Raw genomic sequence first — 22,667 nt, forward strand, 5'->3', positions numbered from 1 at the left:
CCAAAAGTAGGGAGTACCGCTCGCCTTTCTCTATTTTTACTCTTTTACTTATATCAATGATGTTCATAGCTGCAAGTGATAGCGACGATCTGAACGCCATAGTAACGATCTGAACATCATAATAACGATTGACCGACCATTATTTTGCAGACGAAACCAATGGTTTGTCTGGCTTCACACGCAACGATAATAGGAAGCAGAGACAGAGAATTAAGGTTGCCATCATATATGGATAATTGATGTTCCAATCGAATAATGCCCCAGCGACAATCGGTCCGGCGATATTGCCAAGACTGGTGTAGGCGGAGTTCAGACCTGCCACATAACCCTGCTCATCGCCAGCGATTTGCGATAGCTGCGTGCCGATTGCTGGTCGCAAAATGTCCATCGCCAGAAATACCGCAAACGTTACGGCGAAGATCAGGAAGTACGTATGCACAAACAGGGTCAGTAAAATAAACACGGCTGATGCAAGTAAGCAGATAATGATCAAGCGCTGTCCGCCAAATCGGTTCATCATCCAGCCAAAGATCGTCGCCTGCACGACCGCACCCGCAATCGAGCCAAATGTGATGATGATCGCAATATCACGCGCGGTAAAGCCAAATTTATGATCCACAAACAGCGAGAAAACCGTTTCATAATTCGCCAAGCCGAAGGCGGCTACAAATACAATGATCAGACTGAGGAAATACGGCTTACGATACGAATACAGCAATTGATGAATCAGACTTTCCCCACTGTTATTCTGTGCTGCCAGTTGAGCGCGACGTTCAGGCAGCAGCGATTCCGGCAACAGCAGCAGAGTAGCAATCGCAGCAATCAGACCTGCAATCGCCGCTGCATAAAAAGGAACCCGAATGCCATATTCCGCCAGCAGCCCGCCAATGCCCGGACCGATAATAAACCCAGTCGTAATCGCTGCATTGATAAATCCCATAGCAGAGCCGCGTTCTTCATTGGAGGTCATATCCGCCGCATATGCCATAACAGATGGCATAATAAGTGCTGCACCCAGACCACCAATCGCTCGCGAGATAAACAACAGCGTCGGCGCATAAGCGATTGCAAATAGCCATTCTGAAACCGCGAAGATCAGCATACCGACAATAATTAGCTTTTTGCGTCCAATTCGGTCAGATAACCGTCCACTAAATGGAGAGAAGATCAACTGACTGATAGAAAATGCAGCCACCATGAAGCCTAGAATACTGCCGCCGATATGTAGCTCATTCATGTAGGTTGGCATAATCGGAACAACCAGTCCGATACCGGTAAACACGAGAAAAATATTGAACATGAGCAGCAATAGTGCTGCCCGATTACGCATAAGAAGTGACATAAGTTCCTCCGAGGTATAAGCTGCACATAAGAATAACGGCAGCCGATTCAAAGCTTTACTTGCGGATAATACCTTACATACTGAACATTCGGTCTGTATTATGACAGGAAAAGACCGGAACTTCCGAACCGGCATCCATATGCTATGCCTGTGCTTCTGTTCTGGCAATTCCATACAAAAAGGTCTGTACGGCAAAGCGATAATGCTCCAGCACCGTCTCTGCGGGTTGCTTACGGCAGATTTGATTTAATCCAGCAAGCAGACATTCCAGCACAACGGCTTTTTTATCTACATCGCCAATATGAAATTCACCGCTATCAATGCCCTCTTGAATGAGCTGACGATTGAATTGCAAATGCTCCTCCATCATGGAAGCCATTTTTTCCTCGACCTCGCCTTTATGCTCATCATTACTAAAAAACTCATCTGCTGCACGGGTTAGAGGATGGTTGAGATCCTCCTGCACAATTTGCTGGGCAAGACCATAGATTTTGGCAGTCACTGTCGGATAACCGGGCAGTAGTTCATGCCATTTTTCGTACCATTCGCGATCCCATTCATTCAGCAGATACAGGAACAAGCCTTCTTTACTTTTGAAATGGTAATAAATATTACCCTTACTGCTGTCCGTAGCGGCGACAATATCCTCAATCGAAGTCGCCTTATAACCTTTTTGTACAAACAGACTGCGAGCAGCATCGCTAATTTTTTTGCGGGTCAGTTCACTCTGAACCTGCTTTTTATTCATTTGATCACCTCGATACTGAACGTTCGTTCAGTATTGTAGCAAATGCGATGTTCAAAAGGCAAGTACACTAGCAGATTATTTTGCAACAAGGGCGTAATATGATACGATAGCGACGTATATTTGCATGCGGGCATTAACCTTGTCCGAGAACATAATAGAACGGGTGAACCAGTGAAATGAGAGTAATTTCTGGCAGTGCAAAAGGAAGACCGTTGAAGGCAGTACCGGGTAATAGTACACGTCCAACAACGGATAAAGTGAAAGAATCGTTATTCAGTATTATTGGACCGTATTTTGATGGCGGGGATGTGCTAGATTTATTTGCAGGTACCGGCGGGCTTGGAATCGAGGCGTTAAGCCGCGGTATGGAGCACGGTGTATTTATTGATATGGAACACAAAAGTATTGAAGTGGTGAAAGGCAATTTGCAAGCAACCGCTTTGACAGATAAAGCTGAAGTCTATCGTAATGAAGCAGGACGTGCCTTGAAAGTGCTGGCAAAACGTGAATCATCCTTTGATCTTGTATTTCTGGACCCACCGTATCGGATGAAAAATGGCATCGCCTTAATGCAGGACATGCACGAGCGCGGATTGCTGCGCGACGGTGCGACGATTGTATTGGAATTTGAGAGCGGTCATCCATATCCAGTGGAAGAGCAGCCATTTATCGGTGTTCGACAAGCGGTATATGGCGACACCACCATCCATGTCTATCGGTATGAACCGCAGTCCGAACAGGAGGAATCCAATGATGAGCAATAATTCCGACAGTATCAAGCGTATCGCTGTGTATCCGGGCAGCTTTGATCCGGTTACGATGGGGCATTTGGATATTATTCACAGGGCATCTCTTCAGTTTGATACACTGGTTGTCGCTGTTCTGAACAATGTTAGCAAAAAGCCTTTGTTCACCGTGGAAGAACGAGTGGAGCAGCTTAAACAAGTAACTGCGGATCTGCCTAATGTGGAGATTGACAGCTTCCGTGATCTACTGGCGAATTATATTCGTCAGCGCGATGCGCATACGATTGTACGCGGTATTCGTTCCGTGACCGATTTTGAATACGAATTGCAGATGGCATCGATCAACCGCGAATTGAACCCAGATGCGGACACGATCTTTATGATGACCAATCCACGCTATTCGTACCTTAGCTCCAGTATGGTGAAGGAGATTGCCCGCTTTAACGGTCCGGTCTCCGATTTTGTACCGCCATTGATTGAACGTGAACTGCATACCAAATTTAATACACCGGAATAATCTCACGTATGTCGAAATAAAGTGATACCGTCGCATCCTTCCAACAGAGAGCAGCATAAGTGCAGTTGGAGCCAAAGTGGATTTACCGCTTTTGACATGGCATAATAAATGGGCAGAATGTTCATCGCAGCAATGAGTTCTGTCCATTACATTAGAGCGCTTGCAGCATGCCTGGATAGAGAGAAAAGATCCGGTTGAGCGAAGATGTATGACAGCATACACTTCGTCAGGCAGCAGAGCCGAAGGAGAGAAACAGCATGTCCGGCAGACCTTTGCCTTCCCCGTTTTCGTCTAAACGAATATGGGCTTATTTGATTTGTTTGCTTATTCTGGTGTATGTGCTTGTCTATATGCCAACACCTTATGTAATCAATGCGCCGGGCAGCGCCAATGAACTGAAACCGATCGTCAGTGTATCGGATGGCGATGCTGATGAAAAGGGAACGTTTATGCTAACGACCGTCTCGGTGAGCTATGCCAATATGGCAATGCTGATTGGCAGCATCTTTGACGCCGACGAGGAAATTGGACCCAAGCCCGCACAGAGCGACCGCAAGGAGTACGCTGCCGAGCAGCTGTATTATATGAATAGTTCACAGTCTAATGCGATTGCCGCTGCCTATACCAAGGCGAATATCGCTTATAAAGTAGAACCACAGTATGTATTTGTCGTTAATGTACCGGAAGGCAATACATGGATTCACGCTGGCGACAAATTTGTTCAGGTAGACGGACAAACTATAGCTTCCTTTGAACAATTGGAAAAGGTGCTGAATAGCAAAAAGGCTGGGGATGTGGTCAAAACCGTCATTGACCGCGCAGGGACAACGATCAACCAAGATATCACCTTAACCCAATTCCAAAATGCAGACGGCAAAACACGCGTCGGCTTCGGTGTATCCATCGGCGAAGTGCAGAAGATCATTCCAGATGATCCGGCGCATGAAGTGAAATTTGCCAATACCAGCATCGGTGGTCCATCCGCTGGATTAATGTTTACTTTGGAAATCTATAATCAGCTTACCCCAGGCGATCTGACCAGAGGTTACCGCGTGGCAGGTACCGGAACGATTGATGCCAAAGGTGAGGTAGGGATGATCGGCGGTGTGCAGCATAAAGTCGTTGCTGCTCAGGATAACGGTGCTACCATTTTCCTTGTTCCGCAGGGCAATTATAACGATGCTAAAGCCCAACTGGATAAAATGCACTCGACCATGAAGCTCATTCCGGTTAATACACTGGATGATGCGCTGAAGGCATTGAGCGATTTGCCAGCGAAGTCTTGATATAAGCGGAATCTTAATGGCTGGATCGCTATATATGATCAATGAAATCTTCATGCAAAAATACTCGCTCCTTCATGGATTATCCGTGAAGGAGCGAGTATTTTTTAATGGAATTTTAGTCGCGTCTAATAGCGCTGGATACATATACATATAATCGCTGCTATATTCTCTACCAGGAACGTCTATCTTTATCCGACGTAGGGCATAGGATGATCGAATATACCTCTACATCCGAATCGGTGCATGATAATAATCCGAATACATATCCTTCATCTGCTGATTCTGAAATCCAGCTGCCTGCATGACAGTGGCGCGAATATCTAACTCCATCTGTACATGCTGCATATCCACAGCACGCGTCACAATTGGCAGAGAAGCCGTTTTCTTCATTCTTTTTAATAGCTCCTGCCCAGTGGGTGTAAAGCCGAGTACGCGCAAATAGGCGGGTCCCTGTGACAGCATGGACGTATGCAAGAGGTCTTGGCGATGTCCCAGTAGCAGATGCGCCAGTAAGCGCTGTAAGCGCGCATGGGTGTACCGCTTGGTTTTTAAACTGCTCACCAGTTGATGAACGGAGCTTTCTGGCAAGGAAGGAAGCAGCTTTTTCAGTCGATATTCAATCCCTTCCTTCATATCGTAGTACTGTGCCAGATCGGTAGGCGTAGATGTTGCCAGAATATGCAGCAACGGCATCCATAACTGATTAATATGTACAGGTCCACGTCCAGCCTTACGTTCGCGCTGAATAATGTCCATCACGGCTGGCGGCACATACTGCGCAATCGCTTCGGGATCATTTTGCAGCATGTTACGGATGGCGGTAGCGCTGGCAATGCGGTCATGCGATGGCTGTGTATCGTGATACCCGGATTGCTCGCGCTGAATGGTGAAAGGAACAATATCGCTTTGCAGCCGCCGCAACGCAATCATATATTGCAATCCAAGCGTATTGTTCGGCTGACCGAGTAGGGCAACACTTTCCGGTGAGAGTATACCGGATAAGGTCGCTGCACGTCCAAGCGCAGCGGGATAACTCATGCCTTGATCAAGATGCTGTCGGATTAACTGCTGTATCGGAGGGGACTCATCGGTCAACAGATCGACAAGCGGACGTAATGCTTCCAATGAGCCGGATTCACTGCCGAATACCAAACTGTCTGTCACACCTGTAGCCTGCAGCACCGCTACCGCACCGTAAGCAAACCACTCCGCAGGCTGCACCGCATAAGCGGATGGCAGCTCCAGCACTAGATCGCAGCCGGACGAGAGCGCCATCTCTGCACGCGCCCATTTGCTAAATATGGCAGGCTCACCGCGCTGGGTGAAGCCACCGCTCATGACCGCGATAATAGCGTCACAGCCGCTGATTTGCCGCGTGCGTTCTAGGTGTAACTGATGACCGTAATGCAGTGGATTGTATTCCACAATCACGCCGGTAACTTTCATAAGGGACAATCTCCTTTTCGTGCCAGATATATGGTAAAATAAAAGGTATGTGCACAAGGGCAATCATGTAGAATACAGAATTCGATCTGCTCGTCGCTCTATTATAACGCATGATCCTTTGCAAGGGTGGTTTGCCCCCTTTTGGACGGGAACGTACCGACCGGTTTTGCCCTGCTCTTTTTGACCCCAAATGCGAAAAAAGCTAGAAAAACCGCCAGCCCGCGCCAGTAAAGGGAAATACCCTGACAGGCACAAAAATATCTAAAACTTTGATTGACAAAAACAACAATTCGTCGGTATAATAATTTTTGTTTGTTTGGAGTGATGTATATGCAATTCCAATTTCGAAAAATGGCGCAAAGCGATCAGCCGATAGAGTTTCACGAGACGCTTGATACCGGATTCCTAAAATCCGATCGTAATGACATTCTTTCTACGGAGCCGATGCAGGTTGACTTGCACGGTAAGTACAGAGTGGATCAGGTTGTCGAAGTGAACGCAACGTTGAAGCTTGACCTGCAGGTGGCATGTGCCCGATGCTTAACTCCCGTTCATCTGAATCGAGCATTCAGCATTCATGAGGAGTTTCGGCACGGTGAAGAACCGGAGAACGTAGCGGAAGAAGACGATACTGTGTTCGTGAATAGCGACACTGTTGACCTTCGACCTTATCTGGAAGAAGCTGCTTTAGTGGATTTGCCGGCAGTGGTTCTGTGCAAGGACGATTGCAAAGGACTTTGCCCGACATGTGGAGTCAACCTGAACGAACAGGATTGTGATTGCGATAACCGGCCGATTGATCCTCGGCTGGCAGGGCTCAAAGATTTATTCAAATGATTTGATAACCCTGATTCAAACCAGGGTGTTAAATGGCACTCAACTAGATGAAGGAGGTGTTTAACGATGGCAGTACCTCAACGGAGAACTTCCAAAACACGTCGTGACAAACGTCGTACACACTTTAAGCTGGCAGTACCAGGTATGGTAAAATGCGAAAACTGTGGCGAACTCAAATTGTCCCACCGCGTATGTAAAGTATGCGGAACGTACAAACAAAGAGAAATCGTACAACAGTAATCGTTGTAAAAGGCAGCGCCTCGTCGCTTGATGAGGCGCTGTTTTTTTATGGATTTTGAAGGAGAACCAGATGTAATCCACAGATCATATAAGCTCTGTGTATGCACTATACGATCTCCATAGGAAGAATGGGCACGAAGCCCGCCATATCGCCATCTGACACCAAAATTACATAATAAGGCGGCACTGCCCCTTTTCTTTTACGAAAATATGCTTTATACTACATTCTTAGTACCAGGTTCTAAAACTAACAATCAATTGTAATGTGCGGTTTGTCCGGGGCAGCAGCCTACCGCTGTTTGCATACCGGCGCTTTTATGCGCACAATGATATAGAGCAGATAGATGCCTGAACAATAGTACGGACGTCCGTATGTCGGACAACACCAACATGAAAGTGGGGGGAGGCTTGTGACCATCGAACGATTGCCTAAGCGGCAGCGACAGCAGCAGCTTGTGAAGATGATAGAGGATAACCCGTTTGTAACCGATCAGGAATTGACCCGTCAGCTGAAAGTCAGTATTCAGACGATTCGTCTGGACCGAATGGAGCTGGGCATTCCTGAGTTGCGTGAGCGAATGAAGCTGATGGCTGAGCGATCCTACGATCAGGTCCGATCCCTGCCGCTGGATGAAGTTATCGGTGAGATTGTCGATTTGCAGCTGGATCGAAGCGGGATTTCTATCTTTGAGATTCGGGATGAGCATGTATTTTCACGCAATCATATCGCACGGGGGCATCATATTTTTGCCCAAGCCAATTCGCTCGCGGTCGCTGTGATCAACGATGCGATTGCACTGACGGCTTCGGCGGATCTGCGATTCGTACGCCCCGTTAATTTGGGTGAGAAATGTATTGCCAAAGCCTATGTGCAGTCCAATCCGGCGCGCAAGGGCAAAGCCAGAGTGGAAGTGCTGACCTATGTTGGCGAAGAAATGGTATTTCAAGGCAACTTTGTGATTTACCGATCAGACGGGGGAGAACACGATGAAGGAGGACTTGATCATGCGAATCGCGATTGACGCGATGGGGGGAGATCATGCTCCAGACAGCAATGTCTTAGGCGGATTGGAAGCGGCCAGAGAATGGAAGGACGCAGAGATCATTCTCGTAGGGGACGAGGAACGGATGAAGGCGTTGCTGCCGGAGATTCCGTCCAACCTGAAGCTGGTACATGCTTCTGAAGTGATCGAACCGGACGATGAGCCGGTCAAATCGGTACGACGCAAAAAGGATGCTTCCATGGTGGTTGCTGGTCGTATGGTCAAGGACGGATTGGCGGACGCGATGATCTCGGCAGGCAATACAGGCGCGCTGATGACAACTGGTCTGCTGGTCGTTGGACGCATCAAGGGGATTGAACGTCCAGCGCTTGCACCGATCATTCCAACGATTGATGGCAAAGGCGTGCTGGCGCTTGATTTGGGTGCCAATATGGACGCGAAGCCGGAACATCTGGCACAATATGCACTGATGGGTAGTATTTACCGCGAGAAGGTACAGGGAGTGTCCAACCCGCGCGTAGGTCTGCTGAATGTCGGCACCGAAGCCAAGAAGGGCAATGAACTGGTCAAAGAAGCATTTCCGCTGCTGGAAGCACAGCCGATTCACTTTGTCGGCAATGTGGAATCGCGGGATGTGCTCAATGGCGTTTGCGATGTGCTCGTCTGTGACGGCTTTGCCGGCAACATTTTGCTAAAGGCGATGGAAGGAACGGCAAGCACGATCTTTTCCTTGCTCAAGCAGCAATTTTCCAAGTCATTAAAAACCAAGCTGGCGGCAGCACTGGTTATGCCAGAACTGCGCGGCTTGCGTGATTCATTTGATTATAAAGAGCATGGCGGTGCACCGCTGCTCGGTCTGAACGGATTGGTGCTCAAAGGGCACGGCTCCTCCGATGCGAGTGCGATCAAGCACGCTGTACGCCAAGCGCGTATCGCTATCAGCAACAATCTGGTGTCCAGTATTTCGCAGGAAGTAACGGAATAATCTGTATCATCTTTTATCCTTACCGGTCTGATAAGGAAATTCGTATCGATAGAAAAGAGTGACAACGATGAGTGTTTTGCCAATCGGAATTATCGGCACAGGGAAATATGTGCCTGAAAAAATATTGAGCAATGCCGACCTAGAAAAAATGGTCGACACAAACGATGAATGGATCGTCAGCCGTACAGGTATCCGCGAGCGTCATATCGCTGCGCCGGATCAGGCGACATCCGATCTGGCGTACGAAGCGGCAATCAAAGCGATTGAAACCGCAGGTATGATTGCTGCTGACCTCGATCTGATCGTCGTAGCAACTATTACACCGGATATGTCTTTCCCATCCACCGCTTGCATTTTGCAGGACAAGCTGGGCGCTAAAAAAGCGGCAGCCTTCGATTTGTCCGCAGCTTGCTCTGGTTTTGTATACGCACTGGGCGCGGCAACAAGCATGCTGCAAATGGGCATGTACAAAAACGCATTGGTTATCGGTGCCGATACACTGTCCCGTATTACGGACTATACAGATCGTAACACTTGCGTACTGTTTGGCGATGGCGCTGGTGCTGTAGTTATCGGTGAAGTAGGCGAAGGTCGCGGATTCAAGGCGTTTGATCTGGGCGCAGAAGGCGCTGGCGGCGAGCTGTTGAAACTGCCTGCGGGCGGTTCCAGAACACCGGCTTCTGCCGACACACTGGAAGCCAAACAGCACTTTATCCAAATGAGTGGTCGTGAAGTATTCAAATTCGCGGTCAAAGTAATGAACAAGGCAACAGAGGATGTGCTGAACAAAGCAGGCATTTCTAAAGACGATATTGACCTGTTCATTCCGCATCAGGCGAATGTGCGTATTATCAACTCGGCAATGGAACGTTTGAATTTGACCGAAGACCGCGTTATGATCAATGTGCAAAAGTATGCCAACACATCCGCAGCTTCGATTCCGCTCGCTCTTGTGGAAGCGGTAGAAGAAGGTCGGATCAAAGAAGGCGACAAAGTCGTTATGGTTGGTTTCGGCGGCGGTCTGACATGGGGCGCATCCGTTATCATCTGGTAATGACGGCAACTGCAATTCAGGAGGGTATTCCGAATGGGTAAAATAGCATTTGTATTCCCTGGACAGGGGGCGCAAAAAGCGGGGATGGCAAAAGACGTATACGACGCATCCCCAGCAGCAGCGCAATATTTTAATAAAGCGGACGATGTGCTGGGCTTTGCGATCAGCAAGCTGGCATTTGAAGGTCCAGAAGACGAACTGAAACAAACAGCCAATACACAGCCCGCACTGCTGACCGCAAGCATCACACTGCTGGAAGCGCTGAAAGAGCGCAATATCCAGCCGGATTATGTAGCTGGTCACAGTCTTGGTGAGTATAGCGCATTGGTGGCTGCTGGCGCACTTTCATTTGAAGATGCCGTGGCTGTTGTGCGTGCGCGTGGACAGTTTATGGAGCAAGCTGTTCCTGCTGGTCAAGGTGCCATGGCGGCTGTACTTGGTGCAGAACGCGAAGCATTGGCGCAGCTGTGCGCATCCGTTACAGCGGATGGTCACGCGGTAGAATTGGCAAACGTCAACTGCCCTGGACAGATCGTTGTTTCCGGTACACAGGCTGGCGTCGAAGCTGTATCTGCACGCGTCAAAGAAATCGGTGGCAAACGTGCGATTGCTCTGGAAGTGAGCGGGCCGTTCCACTCTTCGCTGATGGAACCTGCGGCTCAGCGTCTTGCCGAGCGTCTGCAGGATGTTACATTCCATGATGCAGCGGTTCCGGTTGTTGCCAATGTGAATGCAGAGGCAGTAACTAGCGGTGACCAGATTGGCGAGCTGCTGGTGAAACAGGTATACTCTCCTGTATTATGGGAAGATAGCGTACGCTACATGATCGAACAGGGAGTCGATACGTTTATCGAGATTGGCCCTGGCAACGTTCTGACCGGTCTGATCAAAAAGATCGACAAAAACGTTCGTCTGTTCAATATCAACAGCCTCGAAAGTTTGGAAGCACTGGAAGTATAAATGACTGTTCATGTTTGGCAACAGCCATACGTGCAATGAACTTCGCGAAAAGGAGGTGCGTATGATATGAGTAAACCGTTAGAGGGGCAAGTTGCCCTCGTAACAGGCGCTTCACGCGGCATCGGTCGCAGCATCGCGCTGGCATTGGCATCCGCCGGAGCCGACGTTGCTGTCAACTATGCAGGGAGTGAAGCAGCCGCCCAGGAAACCGTCAAGCAAATTGAGGAACTGGGCGTCAAATCGATTGCGATCAAAGCAAACGTAGGGATCGTTTCCGAAGCGGACAACCTGGTTAAACAGGTAAGTGAAGCGTTCGGTAAGATCGATATTCTGATCAATAACGCTGGCATTACGCGTGACAATCTGATCATGCGGATGAAAGAGGAAGAGTTTGATCAGGTGATCGAAACGAATCTGAAAGGCGTGTTCAACTGTCTCAAAGCGGTAACGCGTCCGATGATGAAGCAGCGCTATGGTCGCATCGTCAACATCTCGTCCGTAGTCGGCGTGCTCGGTAATCCGGGTCAAGCCAACTATGTAGCTGCCAAAGCAGGCGTGATCGGTCTGACAAAGGCATCGGCACAGGAGCTGGCTTCGCGCGGCATCACTGTCAACTGTGTAGCACCAGGATTTATCGCTACCGATATGACAGATGAACTGAACGAAGAGCAGCGTGGCCGCATTCTAGGTCAGATTCCGCTTGCCCGCTTGGGTAATCCAGATGAAGTAGCGCAAGTGGTATCGTTCTTGGTATCGCCAGCCGCGTCTTACATGACGGGTCAAACTTTGCATGTCGATGGCGGCATGTACATGTAAGATTCAGGATATGCTTACAGATGCCTGTATGGATTTTTAAGTATAATTTCCGTATAATACTTGGAAGAGGAGGTGAACCGGATGTCCGATGTTTTGGAACGTGTAAAACGCATCGTCATTGACCGCTTAGGTGCTGACGAAGCTGATATTAAATTGGAGTCTTCTTTCAAAGATGACCTTGGCGCAGATTCCCTTGATGTAGTGGAACTCGTTATGGAACTTGAAGAAGAATTTGATCTTGAAATTTCTGATGAAGACGCGGAGAAAATTACGACCGTAGGTGAAGTTGTGAACTACATACAATCTCATACCTAAGGCTCAAAAGTCCCGTTACCTGCAAATTGATTTTGTGGGTCGGGACTTCTCCTCATTCATGGCGTCTCTTGGATTTGAATACAAAATATACACATGCAGTCGATATGAGGTGAATGTGTTTGAAGCATAGAGTGGTAATTACAGGTCTTGGAGTTATGACAGCTCTGGGCAAAGACAAAGATACATTTTGGAATAATCTGATGGCCGGCAAGTCCGGGATCACTCCAGTGGAGGGATTTGATGTCAGCAACTACCCGACTCGCATTGCTGGTCAGGTACATGATTTCAACGCAGAGGATTATTTGGAACGCAAGGAAGCACGCAAGCTGGATCGTTTTGTTCAGTTCGCGGTTGCTGCCACAGCGGAAGCGCTGAAGGACAGTAAGCTGAATGTGCGTGAAGATACAGATACTGAACGGGTCGGCGTAATTATCGGCTCCGGTATCGGCGGTCTGGGTACATTTGAAGATCAGCACAGCGTACTGCTGGAAAAAGGTCCAAAACGCGTAAGTCCATTCTTTATCCCGATGATGATTGCTAATATGGCTTCTGGTCAAGTGTCGATCATTCACGGAGCAAAGGGCCCGAACGTTGCACCGGTAACGGCATGCGCGAGCGGTAGTCATGCGATTGGCGATGCGTTCAAGTATATCCAATCCGGCGAAGCGGATGTAATGATCACAGGCGGTGCCGAAGCGACGATTCGTCCAACCGGTATGGCGGGATTCTGCTCCATGCGAGCAATGTCCACACGCAATGATGATTACACAACAGCAAGCCGTCCATTCGATAGCGGCCGCGACGGATTTGTAATGGCAGAAGGATCGGGTATTCTGATTCTGGAATCGCTGGAGCATGCGCAGAAGCGTGGTGCACACATTTATGCGGAAGTGATCGGTTACGGTCTGAGCGCAGATGCATTCCATATGACAGAACCGAATCCAGATGGTCCGGCACGCTGCATGAAGATGGCTCTGCGTACAGCTGGCATACAGCCGGAAGACGTTCAGTACATTAATGCACACGGTACATCGACACCAGTCGGCGACAAATCCGAGACAAAAGCAATCAAGCTGGCGCTGGGCGACCATGCGCACAAGATTGCCGTTAGCTCGACCAAGTCAATGACGGGTCACCTGCTCGGCGCAGCCGGCGGTGTGGAAGCGGTTATCTGTGCACTGTCTCTGGAAAATCAGATTATCGCACCAACGATCAATCTGCATGACCAAGACCCTGAGTGCGATCTGGATTATGTTCCAAATGAGGCGCGTAAAGCCGATTTGAATGTGGTTATGTCCAACTCTTTTGGATTCGGGGGACACAATGCCTCCATCGTCCTGAAGAAATTTGAAGCGTAAGGGGTCAGTTTCTTGAACGGAGATGTGAAACAGCTACAGCAACAAATTCAAATTCAGTTCCATAACCGCCAGCTGCTTAAACAGGCGTTCACACATGCTTCGTATGTGAATGAACATCGCTTCAGTCAGCATCAGGATAATGAACGCTTGGAGTTTCTGGGCGATGCGGTTCTGGAACTGACGGTGTCGGAGTATCTGTACAATGAGTATCCAGATCGACCGGAAGGGGAGCTGACGAAGCTGCGTGCGGCAATCGTTTGTGAACCTTCATTGGTCAAATTCGCAGAAGCACTCGATTTTGGACGCTATGTTTTGCTTGGCAAAGGGGAAGAACTAACCGGTGGACGTCAGCGTCCGGCGCTGCTGGCAGACGTATTTGAATCCTTTATCGGTGCGCTGTATCTGGATCAGGGTCTGGATGCGGTCAAATCTTTTCTGGAAAAGCATGTATTTTCAAGCATTTCGCCTGGCGGACAACTCCAGATGATGGACTTCAAAACCGAATTGCAGGAGTTCACCCAGCATCATAATATGGGTGTACTGGAGTACCGGATCATCGAGGAAAAAGGTCCTGCCCATGAGCGGGAGTTTGTCTCGGAAGTCTATATGGGAGATGAGAGTCTAGGTCAGGGATCAGGTCGTTCCAAAAAGGAAGCGGAGCAACGTGCAGCCGCAGCAGCCTTGAACCGATTGAAGCTGAAATAACATCTCTTTCTTTTCTGACGATTACAGGACAAACAAAGAGCAAAGAGCAGTCACCGCCACCTTGCAACAAAGGCAAGAGGCACGACCGCTTTTTGCTCTTTTTCCATTGATGGCAAAGCAGGTAATTATGCTACAATAGCAATAGAGGTGAACACGAACTATGTTCCTGAAACGAATTGAATTAGCCGGCTTCAAATCATTTGCCGATAAAACGGAATTGGAGTTTGTCCAAGGCATTACCGCCGTTGTCGGTCCGAACGGCAGCGGGAAGAGTAATATCTCCGATGGCATCCGCTGGGTGTTGGGAGAGCAGTCTGCCAAGTCGCTACGCGGCGGCAAGATGGAGGACATTATTTTTGCGGGAAGTGATTCGCGCAAACCGGTCAGTTATTCCGAGGTATCGCTAACACTGGATAATGAGGATGAAGCATTACCGCTCGATTTTAATGAAGTCACGATTACTCGCCGCGTCCATCGTAGCGGTGATAGTGAGTATATGATCAACAAGCAAGCATGTCGGCTCAAGGATATTACCGAGCTGTTTATGGATACCGGGATCGGGAAGGAAGCGTACTCGATTATCGGGCAAGGTCGGATTGAGGAGATTCTTAGTACGCGTTCGGAAGACCGACGCGGTATCTTTGAGGAAGCATCTGGTATCGTAAAATACAAATCCCGTAAAAAGGATGCCGTGCGCAAGCTGGATGATACCGAACAGAATCTGCTGCGGATCTTTGACCTTGTGCATGAGCTGGAAGACCAGATCGGTCCGCTAAAGGAGCAGTCCGAAAAGGCGATCCATTTTAAACAACTAAAAGAACAATTGAAGCATAAGGAAATCTCACTGTATGTACATGACATTGAGCGTATTCATAGCGCATGGACAACCGCAGGCGAGAAGCTGAAGGAGCTGGAAGGCGTTCAGCAAAAGCTGGCAGATGTTGTAGCTGGACATGACGCTAAGCTGGAAGATGAGCGTACTGCCCTGCGTGAAGCTGAGCAAATGGTGGAACGGATGCAGGAGCTGCTGCTGCAATACAGCGAACAAGCGGAAAAAGCAGAAGGTCAGGTGGAGCTGCTCAAGGAGCGCCGTCAGAATCTGGAGCAAAACCGTAAACAGCTCGGCGTTGCCTTGGAGCGCAGTGAAGAGCGCACCAGTCAGCGTACTGGCGAGACTCAGCAATTGCAGGACAAGCTGGCGGAGTTAAACCGTCAATTGACCGAATTGAAGCAGACGCTTGCGACCGAAGAAGCCCAGCTAAACGACATCAACGGCGGCATCAGCCAAAATCGCGAGGAAAGCCTCAAGGGCGATCTGCTGCAATTGATGAACGATATGGCAAATATGCGTAACGAGATTCGATATGCGGATCAGGAAACAGAAGCGACGCAGCGCCGAATGGTGCGCGCTGAGACGGAATCCGGCAAATGGCGTGACGAGAAGAAGCGTCTGGAAAATAGCAAAGCCGCGTTCACCGTCCAGCTGGAGAAGTTTGCCAAGGAAATCGCTACCGTACGTACCGACTATATCAAGCAAAGTGAGCAGCTCAATGCGCTGCAAAAATCCGCCGAAGAGATGCAGACATCGATTCGCAAATGGGAGCAGCGTCGCGAAGCGCTCATTTCCCGCCGTGATACGATGCAGGAGATGCAGGAGGACTTTGAAGGCTTTATGCTTGGTGTTAAGGAAGTGCTCAAGGCTTCCCGCAACAATCAACTGCCGGGTGTACATGGTGCAGTAGCGGAATTGATTCGTGTACCAGAGCATCTGGAGCAAGCGATGGAGACGGCGCTTGGTGCATCGGTTCAGCATGTTGTTATGGAAAATGAAGAGGTATCACGCCGGGCGATTGCTTTTCTGAAGCAACGTCAACTTGGTCGTGCGACCTTCTTACCGCTGGATGTTATTCGTCCACGTCGAATTCAGGATAGCGACAAGAGATTAGCAGAAGGTGCCGAAGGCTTTGTCGGTATTGGTGCGGAACTGGTGCAATACGATGAGCGTTATGCGTCCATCGTGGGCAGTCTGATTGGCAGTGTCGTCATTGCTGAGACGCTGGAACAAGCAAACAAAATTGCTGCCAGACTGCATTATCGCTATCGTGTCGTCACATTAGAAGGCGATGTGGTCAATGCCGGTGGTTCGATGACCGGTGGTAGCCAGCATAAGAAAAACAACAACCTGCTTGGACGCAAACGCCAGCTGGATCAGCTGGGTGAGCAAATTATCGAAAGCGAAGATCAAGTCAAACGATTGAGCGCTGAGATTATTACCGTACGTGAGCGTCTGCAAAGCACCGAGAATCGATTGGATCAACTGCGTGCGGCAGGTGACCGCAAACGTACCGAGGAACAGCAGACTGCCGGTGAGCTGAAGCAGCTGGATCACGAATTCCGCCATGTCAACGAACAGTACGAGTTATATGGTCAGGAGAAAACCGCCTATACGAGTGAACTGGAAGGCATCGCTAAGAAACGTAAAGAAGCTGAGCAAAAGCTGGCTGAATTGCAAAAGCAGGAGGAGCATATCCAATCTGCGATCCAATCCGCTGAGCAGCAGCGCAAATCGAATGAATCGGTCAAAGAGCAATTACAGGAAAAAGTGACTGATCTCAAAATTCGTGAGGGTAAGATCAGCCAAGAAATCTTTTCGCTGGAAGAGCAAATGTCCCGTACGCACGAAGAATCCCAAGACTATGGTCGCGAGCTGGAAAGCAATCGCGAGCAGCTGGCTGCACTTGTCCGCGATCTGGATAAAAACAGCAATGACCAGAAACGCCAGCAAGAGCAGCTGGATCGTCTACGTCGTCAACGTAGCGAAACTAGTGAGCAGCTGGAGCAGAAGCGTGCTCAGCGTCTTGCCTTACAGCAGAAGCTAGAGCAGGAAGAAGACAAAACGCGTCAGCAACGCAATGAATTGAAGACAGTTGAGGATGAACTACGCAAAACAGAAATCCAAGTGAACCGTCTTGATGTAGAACTGGAAAATATTCTGGCTAAGCTGCAAAACGATTATGAGATGACCTATGAAATGGCGAAGCAACGCTATGATCTGCCAGCGGATGTAGAGCAGACTGGTCGTGAGGTACGCGAGCTGAAGCTGCAAATTGCTGATCTGGGCGAGGTCAATCTCGGTGCGATCGAGGAATACCAGCGTGTAAACGAACGCTATGAATTCCTAAGCGAGCAGCAAAATGATCTGATTGAAGCCAAAACGGCTTTGTATCAAGTTATCAAGGAAATGGACGACGAGATGTCCAAGCGCTTTAAGCATACCTTTGAAGCGATTCGTGGACAGTTTGGCATCGTCTTTTCCAAGCTGTTTGGCGGTGGTCGTGCCGATCTGATTTTGGCAGATCCAGAGCGTATGCTGGAAACGGGGATTGACATTGTCGCCCAGCCTCCGGGTAAAAAGCTGCAAAATTTACAGCTGTTGTCTGGCGGTGAGCGTGCATTGACAGCAATGGCATTATTGTTTGCCATTTTGCAGGTGAAGCCGGTTCCGTTCTGCGTACTCGATGAAGTCGAAGCAGCATTGGACGAAGCGAATGTAACTCGGTTTGCGCAGTATTTGCGCGAATTCTCTGGTCAGACGCAATTTATCGTCGTGACTCACCGTAAAGGCACAATGGAAGAAGCCGATGTGTTATATGGAGTGACGATGGAAGAAGGCGGCGTGTCGAAGCTAGTTTCGGTTCGTCTCGAAGAAGTGGATGGCGTAGAAATCGCTTAATATCTGCATGACTGCATAGGGGGCAGTATTATACCTTGAATGGTATGGTGAGCTGCCCTATACGTTTGATCTATTGGCTATTCTTGAATATGCTGCTTCTTTTCTATTTCCATCATCTCATACCATAACGTATTGGATTATAGATACACCTGTACTCACTAACTTATGTCGACGGAGGAATCCCATGAGCTTTTTTAAAAAATTGCGAGAGAGTATTTCGCAACGTACTGAAGCGGTAACTCAGCAATTCCGTGACGGTTTGGAAAAAACACGTAAAGGTCTGGTGGACGCAGTAACCGATCTGGTTGTGCGCCGCAAAAAGATCGATGAAGAGTTTTACGAGGAATTAGAAGAAATTCTGATCAGCGCTGACGTAGGTGTCAATACTGTGATGGAGCTGATCGACGATCTGCGGGTCGAAGTGAAAAAACGTCGTCTGGAAAACGCCGCTGATCTGCAACCGGTTCTGTCTGAAAAGCTGACTGAGCTGCTGCGCGGAGACGAAAATCCAGGTCTGAATATGAATCCTAACGGGATCACCGTTATTCTGTTTGTCGGTGTCAATGGTGTTGGTAAAACAACCACAATCGGCAAAATGGCATACCGCTTCAAGCAGGAAGGCAAAAAAGTTCTGCTTGCAGCAGGCGATACCTTCCGTGCGGGTGCAATTGAGCAGCTGGAAGTATGGGGACAACGTGCGGGTGTTGATGTAATTAAGCAACAATCCGGCTCCGATCCAGCAGCGGTCATGTATGATGCCGTACGTGCCGCCAAGCAGCGCAATGTGGACGTATTGCTGTGCGATACAGCCGGTCGTCTGCAAAATAAAACGAATCTGATGGATGAGCTGAACAAAATCTTCCGTGTCATCCAGCGCGAAATTCCAGATGCTCCGCATGAAGTACTGATGGTACTGGATGCAACAACTGGTCAAAATGCGCTTAGCCAAGCGAAGCTGTTTGGCGAAAAGAGCGGTGTTACGGGTCTTGTGCTGACCAAGCTGGACGGCACAGCCAAAGGCGGTATCGTAGTAGCCATCCGTCAGGAACTGAATCTGCCAGTGAAATTTGTCGGTCTGGGCGAGAAAGTCGGCGATCTGCAACCATTTGACAGTGAGCAATTCGTACACGCTTTGTTTACCGGTCTGATTCAGGCGGAACTCGAAGCCGAAGAAGGCAAAAGCGAATAAACCATTTAGCCTGCTACTCCACCGATGCAGCGATCACCGAATACAGGTGATTGCGAATCGGCTACGAATAGCAGGCTTTTATATTTTCTAGTATCGTTATTAGGTTAGACTTTATGCATCGCTGATGCTGCGCTGTATATGGGAAGATACATACAGATATATGAAAATGTACACATCCTGTACATGTCCAAGCTGGAAATTCTATGGACTTCCGGGTTACAATGAAGGTAACAGATAACAACAGCAGATATATTGTATGAAAATATCCATTACAGAGAACTGCTGTCCTTCGGCAGACCCGGATCGGAAATAAGAGAGGAAGTGTACGATGGCTGATACACATATCTATACTCGGCGCGAAGAGGTTGCCAATGCGATTACGCATGGGATTGGCGCAGCATTAAGTGTGGCTGCACTTGTACTATTGATCGTCTTCGCTAGTTTGAAAGGCACTCCATGGCATATTGTGAGCTTTACGATCTACGGCATTACGATGCTATTGCTATATTTATGCTCCACACTCGTGCATAGCTTTAACGAAGGCAAAGTGAAAGACCTGTTCGAGATCTTTGACCATTCGGCGATTTATTTGTTTATTGCGGGAACGTATACACCGTTTATGCTGCTAGCGGTCAAAGGCGTACTGGGATGGTCGATTTTTGGTACCGTATGGGGCATGGCGGTCTTAGGCTGTGCGTTCAAAGCCTTTTTCGCTAAACGGTTTCTGTTTATGTCTACTATCTTTTATGTATTGATGGGCTGGCTGATCGTATTGGCATGGGCACCACTGACAGCGGCAATGGCAACGGGAGGTATCGTTTTGCTCGTCGCTGGCGGCATCATGTACACACTGGGAACTGTATTTTATGTGTGGAGAGGATTTCCATTCCATCATGCCGTCTGGCATATATTCGTGCTAGCAGGCAGCGTGCTGCATTTCTTCGCAGTATTATTTTATCTGCTACCGTGGCAGTCATAAGGTAATACCTGATCAACAAGTTCATTCCTACATCCTTTATCCACCTTGTATTGTAAGGTGGATGGAGGATGTATTTTTCTTTTTCTGAAATGGTACGTTATGGATACTCTTTATGGGATACAGCAAGAGAATATAACAATGATATAGATGCCAACGACCGAAGAGGGAAAGTGTATTATCTCAGAAACGTTCGTAGACGTATACACTACATTATGCAATTCGGCTGCTTTCAAGTGAACGCTTTGCATACACTGGATCAAGTCTTCATATGGAAGCAAAATGGCTGTGAAATAGACCGATGATTGCATGTTATCAGCACATGAAAACGGGCTCCTTGGCTAGTGTAAATATGTTAAGGGAAAATGCTTGACATCATCCTGTATTTTAGCTATGATATAAAACGTTGAACATCGCTGTAAAGTGTTTTTCCTTGACGGAGGGAGTGTCCCGCATGAGTCAGGAGAATCGGCTCGAAAAAACGAACCGAATCAATTTATTATTCGACTTTTATGAACTGCTGCTGACCGAAAAACAGCAAATGTTCCTTAAATATTATTTTCACGATGACTATTCCCTCGGCGAGATCGCTGCGGAGTTTGACATTAGCCGTCAGGCGGTTTACGAGCATATCAAGCGTGCCGAACAGGTGCTAGAGATGTACGAGAACAAGCTAGGGTTGATGGACAAGCATTACCGCCGCTCGCGACATTTGGAACAGCTTAGAGGTATACTGGAGCAGGACGGTTTGAACGAGGTACAACGAACCGAAGCGCTACAGCAATTATCGGAGCTTGAACAAGTGGATGATATGTCCTGAATACAAACCTGTGCGCCGTAATCTGGATTAGAACTGTAACGCCGGATACGGTATACTATATAGATACTGAGACTTGGATACAATGTCCAGTACACGAAGCTGCATACAATGGAAAACATGCCTACGGCATGATGGGATAGAACAGGAAGCGAGGTGAAGACAATATGGCATTTGAAGGATTGACGACACGACTGCAAAACGTGTTCAGCAAGCTGCGCGGCAAAGGTAAGGTATCCGAAGAGGATGTAGGCGAAGCGCTGCGCGAGGTACGATTGGCATTGCTCGAAGCGGACGTTAACTTCAAAGTGGTAAAAGAATTTATTGCCAAAGTGAAGGAGAAGGCTGTCGGTCAGGAAGTGATGGAAAGTTTCACTCCCGGCATGGTCATCATCGACATCGTAAACAAAGAGCTGACTGAGCTGATGGGCGGAACGCAGGCGAAGCTTGCGAAGGCAACCAAGCCACCAACCGTTATTATGATGGTCGGTTTGCAAGGTGCTGGTAAAACGACCACCTCCGGTAAGCTGGCACGGATGCTGCAAAAGCAGAACCATCGTCCTTTGCTCGTTGCAGGCGATATTTATCGTCCAGCTGCGATTAAGCAATTGCAGGTTCTCGGTGAACAGATCAAGGTGCCGGTCTTCACACTGGGCGACCAGACAAGCCCGGTAGAGATTGCTCGTCAGGCATTACAGGAAGCCAAAACTAACAATAACGATTATGTTATCATTGATACCGCAGGTCGTTTGCATATTGATGAAGAGCTGATGGACGAACTTCGTCAGATCCACGAATTGACTAATCCAGATGAAGTACTGCTCGTCGTTGATGCGATGACCGGTCAGGATGCAGTCAATGTAGCGGATAACTTCAATAAGCAATTGCAACTGACAGGCGTGGTGCTGACCAAGCTGGATGGCGATACTCGTGGTGGTGCGGCATTGTCGGTCAAAGCTGTTACAGGCTGTCCGATCAAGTTTGCTACACTCGGCGAGAAGCTGGATGCGCTGGAAGTGTTCCACCCGGAACGGATGGCTTCCCGTATTCTCGGCATGGGCGATATGCTCTCCCTGATCGAAAAAGCACAGCTCAATATCGACGAATCAAAGGCGAAGGAAATGGAGCGCAAAATGCGCAACGCCGAATTCACTTTTGAAGACTTCCTTGAGCAAATGGATCAAGTCAAAAAGCTCGGTCCGCTGGATCAGATCATGGATATGCTGCCTGGCATGGGCAAAATGAAACAGACGCAAAATCTTCAGGTGGATGACAAGCAAGTGGGTCGCATCGAAGCGATTGTACATTCGATGACAACACAAGAAAAGCAGCATCCAGAAGTGATCAACAACAGCCGTCGCAAGCGCATTGCGGCAGGTAGCGGAACTTCCGTGGCTGAGGTCAATCGTCTGATCAAGCAATTCGATGAAATGCGCCGCATGATGAAACAGTTTTCGGATATGATGGACCCGAAAGCGATGAAGGGCGGCGGCAAGAACAAAATGATGAAACAAATGCAAAAGCTGAGCAAAGGCGGCGGCGGGGGCTTCAAGTTCCCATTCCGTTAAAACTCACTTTACAGATACCAGTTAT

At 48.5% G+C, this 22,667-nt stretch carries 21 protein-coding genes; 18 read left to right on the plus strand and 3 right to left on the minus strand.

Going from position 1 to position 22,667, the window contains the following annotated elements; all coding sequences use genetic code 11:
* Positions 1-139: 139 nt before the first annotated feature.
* Both ABXR35_RS04945 and ABXR35_RS04950 read right to left on the minus strand, forming a co-directional pair.
* Positions 140-1,342 (minus strand): MFS transporter, encoded by a 1,203-nt coding sequence (locus tag ABXR35_RS04945; RefSeq protein WP_367056265.1) that lies wholly within the window; start codon positions 1,340-1,342, stop codon positions 140-142.
* Positions 1,343-1,484: 142 nt separating this feature from the next.
* Entirely contained in the window at positions 1,485-2,090 is a 606-nt protein-coding gene (locus ABXR35_RS04950; RefSeq protein ID WP_367056268.1) for a TetR/AcrR family transcriptional regulator, read from the minus strand.
* 176 nt (positions 2,091-2,266) lie between these two features.
* Here ABXR35_RS04950 and rsmD point away from each other — a divergent pair, with 176 nt between their 5' ends.
* From rsmD to ABXR35_RS04965, 3 genes are all read left to right on the plus strand, one after another.
* Positions 2,267-2,854, plus strand: coding sequence for a 16S rRNA (guanine(966)-N(2))-methyltransferase RsmD (gene rsmD, locus ABXR35_RS04955; protein WP_367056271.1), 588 nt, complete (start codon positions 2,267-2,269; stop codon positions 2,852-2,854).
* Positions 2,844-3,353 (plus strand): pantetheine-phosphate adenylyltransferase, encoded by a 510-nt coding sequence (gene coaD, locus ABXR35_RS04960; RefSeq protein ID WP_367061184.1) that lies wholly within the window; start codon positions 2,844-2,846, stop codon positions 3,351-3,353. The genes rsmD and coaD overlap by 11 nt, the downstream gene beginning before the upstream one ends.
* A 257-nt stretch (positions 3,354-3,610) precedes the next feature.
* Entirely contained in the window at positions 3,611-4,639 is a 1,029-nt protein-coding gene (locus ABXR35_RS04965; protein WP_367056274.1) for a YlbL family protein, read from the plus strand.
* A gap of 225 nt (positions 4,640-4,864) precedes the next feature.
* Here the strand turns inward: ABXR35_RS04965 and ABXR35_RS04970 are convergent, their stop codons facing one another.
* Positions 4,865-6,085: a nucleotidyltransferase gene (locus ABXR35_RS04970; RefSeq protein ID WP_367056277.1), complete on the minus strand. Its 1,221-nt coding sequence runs from the start codon at positions 6,083-6,085 to the stop codon at positions 4,865-4,867.
* A gap of 330 nt (positions 6,086-6,415) precedes the next feature.
* On the opposite strand from ABXR35_RS04970, the gene ABXR35_RS04975 reads away from it, so the two are divergent.
* The 15 genes from ABXR35_RS04975 to ffh all read left to right on the plus strand — a co-directional run bounded on the left by ABXR35_RS04975 (position 6,416) and on the right by ffh (position 22,642).
* Positions 6,416-6,922: a YceD family protein gene (locus ABXR35_RS04975; RefSeq protein ID WP_367056280.1), complete on the plus strand. Its 507-nt coding sequence runs from the start codon at positions 6,416-6,418 to the stop codon at positions 6,920-6,922.
* A gap of 66 nt (positions 6,923-6,988) precedes the next feature.
* Complete coding sequence (gene rpmF / locus ABXR35_RS04980) at positions 6,989-7,162, plus strand: 50S ribosomal protein L32 (RefSeq protein WP_367056283.1); 174 nt, start codon at positions 6,989-6,991, stop codon at positions 7,160-7,162.
* Positions 7,163-7,587: 425 nt separating this feature from the next.
* A complete protein-coding gene (gene fapR, locus ABXR35_RS04985) occupies positions 7,588-8,184 on the plus strand; it encodes a transcription factor FapR (protein ID WP_367061187.1) in 597 nt (198 codons plus the stop codon).
* Entirely contained in the window at positions 8,168-9,151 is a 984-nt protein-coding gene (gene plsX, locus ABXR35_RS04990) for a phosphate acyltransferase PlsX (RefSeq protein ID WP_367056286.1), read from the plus strand. The genes fapR and plsX overlap by 17 nt, the downstream gene beginning before the upstream one ends.
* A gap of 67 nt (positions 9,152-9,218) precedes the next feature.
* Positions 9,219-10,205, plus strand: a complete 987-nt coding sequence (locus tag ABXR35_RS04995; protein WP_367056289.1) for a beta-ketoacyl-ACP synthase III — start codon at positions 9,219-9,221, stop codon at positions 10,203-10,205.
* Positions 10,206-10,238: 33 nt separating this feature from the next.
* Complete coding sequence (gene fabD / locus ABXR35_RS05000; RefSeq protein WP_367056292.1) at positions 10,239-11,165, plus strand: ACP S-malonyltransferase; 927 nt, start codon at positions 10,239-10,241, stop codon at positions 11,163-11,165.
* A 66-nt stretch (positions 11,166-11,231) separates the two neighbouring features.
* On the plus strand, positions 11,232-11,981 hold the full coding sequence (gene fabG / locus ABXR35_RS05005; RefSeq protein ID WP_367056295.1) for a 3-oxoacyl-[acyl-carrier-protein] reductase: 750 nt from the start codon (positions 11,232-11,234) through the stop codon (positions 11,979-11,981).
* An 81-nt stretch (positions 11,982-12,062) separates the two neighbouring features.
* Positions 12,063-12,296 (plus strand): acyl carrier protein, encoded by a 234-nt coding sequence (gene acpP, locus ABXR35_RS05010; RefSeq protein WP_188776605.1) that lies wholly within the window; start codon positions 12,063-12,065, stop codon positions 12,294-12,296.
* Between the two features lie 119 nt (positions 12,297-12,415).
* Entirely contained in the window at positions 12,416-13,654 is a 1,239-nt protein-coding gene (fabF, locus tag ABXR35_RS05015) for a beta-ketoacyl-ACP synthase II (protein ID WP_367056298.1), read from the plus strand.
* 12 nt (positions 13,655-13,666) lie between these two features.
* On the plus strand, positions 13,667-14,359 hold the full coding sequence (gene rnc, locus ABXR35_RS05020; RefSeq protein ID WP_367056301.1) for a ribonuclease III: 693 nt from the start codon (positions 13,667-13,669) through the stop codon (positions 14,357-14,359).
* A gap of 160 nt (positions 14,360-14,519) precedes the next feature.
* A complete protein-coding gene (smc, locus tag ABXR35_RS05025; protein WP_367056304.1) occupies positions 14,520-18,092 on the plus strand; it encodes a chromosome segregation protein SMC in 3,573 nt (1,190 codons plus the stop codon).
* A 184-nt stretch (positions 18,093-18,276) separates the two neighbouring features.
* A complete protein-coding gene (gene ftsY / locus ABXR35_RS05030; RefSeq protein ID WP_367056307.1) occupies positions 18,277-19,281 on the plus strand; it encodes a signal recognition particle-docking protein FtsY in 1,005 nt (334 codons plus the stop codon).
* Positions 19,282-19,609: 328 nt separating this feature from the next.
* Positions 19,610-20,260: a PAQR family membrane homeostasis protein TrhA gene (gene trhA, locus ABXR35_RS05035; RefSeq protein WP_367056310.1), complete on the plus strand. Its 651-nt coding sequence runs from the start codon at positions 19,610-19,612 to the stop codon at positions 20,258-20,260.
* A gap of 451 nt (positions 20,261-20,711) precedes the next feature.
* The gene (ylxM, locus tag ABXR35_RS05040; RefSeq protein WP_367056313.1) at positions 20,712-21,077 is read left to right on the plus strand and encodes a YlxM family DNA-binding protein; all 366 of its coding nucleotides are present in this window, start codon (positions 20,712-20,714) and stop codon (positions 21,075-21,077) included.
* Positions 21,078-21,241: 164 nt separating this feature from the next.
* Complete coding sequence (ffh, locus tag ABXR35_RS05045; protein ID WP_367056316.1) at positions 21,242-22,642, plus strand: signal recognition particle protein; 1,401 nt, start codon at positions 21,242-21,244, stop codon at positions 22,640-22,642.
* Positions 22,643-22,667 lie beyond the last annotated feature (25 nt).

Source organism: Paenibacillus sp. JQZ6Y-1, from assembly GCF_040719145.1.
Lineage (GTDB): Bacteria > Bacillota > Bacilli > Paenibacillales > Paenibacillaceae > Saccharibacillus > Saccharibacillus kandeliae.

Excerpts from the sequence above, each read along its gene's own strand:
- ABXR35_RS04970 (WP_367056277.1), bottom strand. The coding sequence starts at position 6,085 with ATGAAAGTTACCGGCGTGATTGTGGAATACAATCCACTGCATTACGGT.
- ffh (WP_367056316.1), top strand. The coding sequence starts at position 21,242 with ATGGCATTTGAAGGATTGACGACACGACTGCAAAACGTGTTCAGCAAG.
- smc (WP_367056304.1), top strand. The coding sequence starts at position 14,520 with ATGTTCCTGAAACGAATTGAATTAGCCGGCTTCAAATCATTTGCCGAT.
- trhA (WP_367056310.1), top strand. The coding sequence starts at position 19,610 with ATGGCTGATACACATATCTATACTCGGCGCGAAGAGGTTGCCAATGCG.
- rpmF (WP_367056283.1), top strand. The coding sequence starts at position 6,989 with ATGGCAGTACCTCAACGGAGAACTTCCAAAACACGTCGTGACAAACGT.
- ABXR35_RS04975 (WP_367056280.1), top strand. The coding sequence starts at position 6,416 with ATGCAATTCCAATTTCGAAAAATGGCGCAAAGCGATCAGCCGATAGAG.
- ftsY (WP_367056307.1), top strand. The coding sequence starts at position 18,277 with ATGAGCTTTTTTAAAAAATTGCGAGAGAGTATTTCGCAACGTACTGAA.
- ABXR35_RS04965 (WP_367056274.1), top strand. The coding sequence starts at position 3,611 with ATGTCCGGCAGACCTTTGCCTTCCCCGTTTTCGTCTAAACGAATATGG.
- rsmD (WP_367056271.1), top strand. The coding sequence starts at position 2,267 with ATGAGAGTAATTTCTGGCAGTGCAAAAGGAAGACCGTTGAAGGCAGTA.
- ABXR35_RS04950 (WP_367056268.1), bottom strand. The coding sequence starts at position 2,090 with ATGAATAAAAAGCAGGTTCAGAGTGAACTGACCCGCAAAAAAATTAGC.
- fabD (WP_367056292.1), top strand. The coding sequence starts at position 10,239 with ATGGGTAAAATAGCATTTGTATTCCCTGGACAGGGGGCGCAAAAAGCG.
- ABXR35_RS04945 (WP_367056265.1), bottom strand. The coding sequence starts at position 1,342 with ATGTCACTTCTTATGCGTAATCGGGCAGCACTATTGCTGCTCATGTTC.
- acpP (WP_188776605.1), top strand. The coding sequence starts at position 12,063 with ATGTCCGATGTTTTGGAACGTGTAAAACGCATCGTCATTGACCGCTTA.
- ylxM (WP_367056313.1), top strand. The coding sequence starts at position 20,712 with ATGAGTCAGGAGAATCGGCTCGAAAAAACGAACCGAATCAATTTATTA.
- ABXR35_RS04995 (WP_367056289.1), top strand. The coding sequence starts at position 9,219 with ATGAGTGTTTTGCCAATCGGAATTATCGGCACAGGGAAATATGTGCCT.
- coaD (WP_367061184.1), top strand. The coding sequence starts at position 2,844 with ATGAGCAATAATTCCGACAGTATCAAGCGTATCGCTGTGTATCCGGGC.
- plsX (WP_367056286.1), top strand. The coding sequence starts at position 8,168 with ATGCGAATCGCGATTGACGCGATGGGGGGAGATCATGCTCCAGACAGC.
- fabG (WP_367056295.1), top strand. The coding sequence starts at position 11,232 with ATGAGTAAACCGTTAGAGGGGCAAGTTGCCCTCGTAACAGGCGCTTCA.